We start from the raw sequence: 2,480 nt of genomic DNA on the forward strand, positions 1-2,480 counted from the left end.
TCGGCCGGGAGCGACTCGGCCGGCGACGATGTGAGCTCGGCATCCGCCCCGCCGACCGGTGTCGTGCAGGCGGTCCAGCGGCGAAATTGGTCACGCGGCATGTTCGCGCTGGTGGCGTCGATGGTGCTCCTGGTCGGCATCGGGTGGGGGGCAGGGAGCATCTCCGAGATGCTCAGCCGGACGCCCGCGGAGAGCACGCTCATCCAGATCCAGGCGGCACCCGATGCAGCGGAGGCTTCGGGCGATCTCACCGACGGCGGAACCGCGACGGTGCACTGGTCGGAGTCGCTCGGTGAGGTCGTGCTCGTGAGTCAGGCACTGCCGGAGATTCCCGCCGACCGCACGTTCGAGCTCTGGTATGTCCGCGGTGACGAGGCGATCTCAGCGGGGACGTTCGATCCCTCCGGCGGTCGCGTCGCCGCCGCGCTCGAGGGCGGGATGCAAGCGGGCGACACGATCGCCGTCACGATCGAGCCGGCTGGAGGTGCGCCGGACGGCACGCCGACCAGCGCTCCGATCGTGGCGATCCCCACGACCGTCAGCTGACCCGAACGCCGATGACGCGGCCCGCCGGGCTCTGCGGCAGGTACCCTGGACGGCGATGAATGATGACTCCCGCCCGTTCCACAAGCCGGTCCGGCGTCCCGCCGAGGTGTTCGATCGCCTGTTCAGCGCCGAGGACCCGGCCGACGTCTCGCGCGTCGCACACGCCACGGCGGCGGCGCTGGTGGCACGTGTGCGCGAAGAGCCAGCGGATGCCGTGGTCGAGCGCCTCGTCGCCTTCACCGCCGAACATGGAATCGACACGATCGCCGATCTCTGGTCGCGCGCGCCCGCGCGCTCGCTTCCGGGCGCGCTGTGGCGTCTGTACCTGCTGCAGCTGATGGTGCACGACGATCCTCGGTCGGCGGCGCTGCTCTATGAACGGGGCCGTTCGCGGCTCCCCTCGGTGGACGACGTCGTGGCGGGTGCACCGACACCGGCCGGTCCGGATGAGCTCGTGTCGCTGTGCGACGAGATCCTGCGCGGAGTCTTCGCGGGCGACCTCGCGCTCGCGCTGGAGCGAGCGGCATCCTTCTGCCGGGTCGAGGCAGCCGGCGCGGTCGATCTCGCCGATGATCATGACGCGACCGAACCCGAGCGGGCGGCGAGCTTCACGACGCGCGCGCTGCGTCTGACGACATATGCCGACGAGCTCGGAGCCGCGGCCGGTCTCTGGCGGCGTGATTCTCTGACCTGAAGCCCTCGAGCGGGAAAGTGCCGGACCGCAGAACGCCTCTCGGCGCGGTGCCGCTCGAAGCGGCAAAAGATGGAGCCCGGGGTTACTGCGGCCCGGCTGATCCAGTGTAACCGAGGGGCGAACGCGCGCATTCCCGACCGCGTAGGCTCGAGGTCATGGCAGCGCGCTTCGCCCTCGTGATCGATCCGGCGGCGGCGGGCGATGGCCTCTCGGACTGGTCCGCCACCTTCACGGTGATCGATCCGGCCGCGCCGGCGCTGCCGGTCGGGGAGTTGAGCGCTCAGCGCGGCGACGGCGTCTTCGAGTCGATCGGTGTCGTCGACGGCCACGCCCAGCGGGTGACCGCGCACCTCGAACGGCTCGCGCACTCTGCCCGGCTGTGTGATCTGCCCGCACCTCACCTCGGGCAGTGGCGGCAGGCCGTCGCCCGCGCCGCGGCGCACGCGGGATCCGGCGAAAGCGTGATCAAGCTCATCCTGAGCCGAGGGATCGAGGGCGGGCAGAGTCCGACGGGATGGGTCACCGCCGCGCCGGCGGCTGACTTCGCGGCGCAGCGCACCGACGGCATCCGCGTCGTGACTCTCGACCGCGGCTATGCGGTCGACGCCCCGGCACGCGCGCCCTGGTTGCTGCTCGGCGCGAAGACGCTCTCGTACGCCGTGAACATGGCCGCGATCCGTGAGGGGTCGCGACGTGGCGCCGACGACGTGGTCTTCACCTCGAGCGACGGATTCGTGCTGGAGGCACCGACCGCGTCGCTCATCCTTCGCCGGGGGGACACCTTCATCACACCCGCGCCGACCGGAGGCATCTTGCACGGCACGACGCAGGTCGGCGTGTTCGCCCATCTCGCCGCCGAGGGATTCGAGGTCGCCTACGCGACGCTGACGGTCGCCGATCTGCACACCGCGGATGCCGCGTGGCTCGTCTCCAGCATCCGCCTCGCTGCACCGATCATCGACATCGACGGGCGACCGCTGCATCTCGAGCGCGAGCTGACGGCATCCATGAACGCCTACCTGCTCAGCCCGCGGGACTGAGACGGTCCGCGCCCGCGCGCGGGTCTGCGCGTGGGTGTGTTTCCGCGTGGGTCTGTGCGCGGGGGTTTGTGCGCGTGGGTCTGTGCATGGGGGTTTGTGCGCGTGGGTTCGTGCGTGTCCCAGTTTCGGTCGCTCGGGTGGGTTGGGAGTCGCCGAAGGTGGGACGTACTCCGCCGGGAGTGGGACACACGCCGCTGGAG

At 70.8% G+C, this 2,480-nt stretch carries 3 protein-coding genes; all 3 read left to right on the top strand.

The features are described from left to right. Positions 1-546: anti-sigma factor (locus QZV81_RS00750; protein ID WP_292830996.1), on the top strand; the 546-nt coding region annotated here is incomplete at its 5' end. Between the two features lie 55 nt (positions 547-601). Further along, complete coding sequence (locus tag QZV81_RS00755) at positions 602-1,240, top strand: DNA-directed RNA polymerase subunit beta (protein WP_292830999.1); 639 nt, start codon at positions 602-604, stop codon at positions 1,238-1,240. Between the two features lie 155 nt (positions 1,241-1,395). Then, the gene (locus tag QZV81_RS00760; RefSeq protein WP_292831002.1) at positions 1,396-2,280 is read left to right on the top strand and encodes an aminodeoxychorismate lyase; all 885 of its coding nucleotides are present in this window, start codon (positions 1,396-1,398) and stop codon (positions 2,278-2,280) included. The last annotated feature ends 200 nt before the right edge of the window (positions 2,281-2,480 follow it).

The organism is Microbacterium sp., assembly GCF_011620665.1.
Classification (GTDB): Bacteria; Actinomycetota; Actinomycetes; order Actinomycetales; family Microbacteriaceae; genus Microbacterium.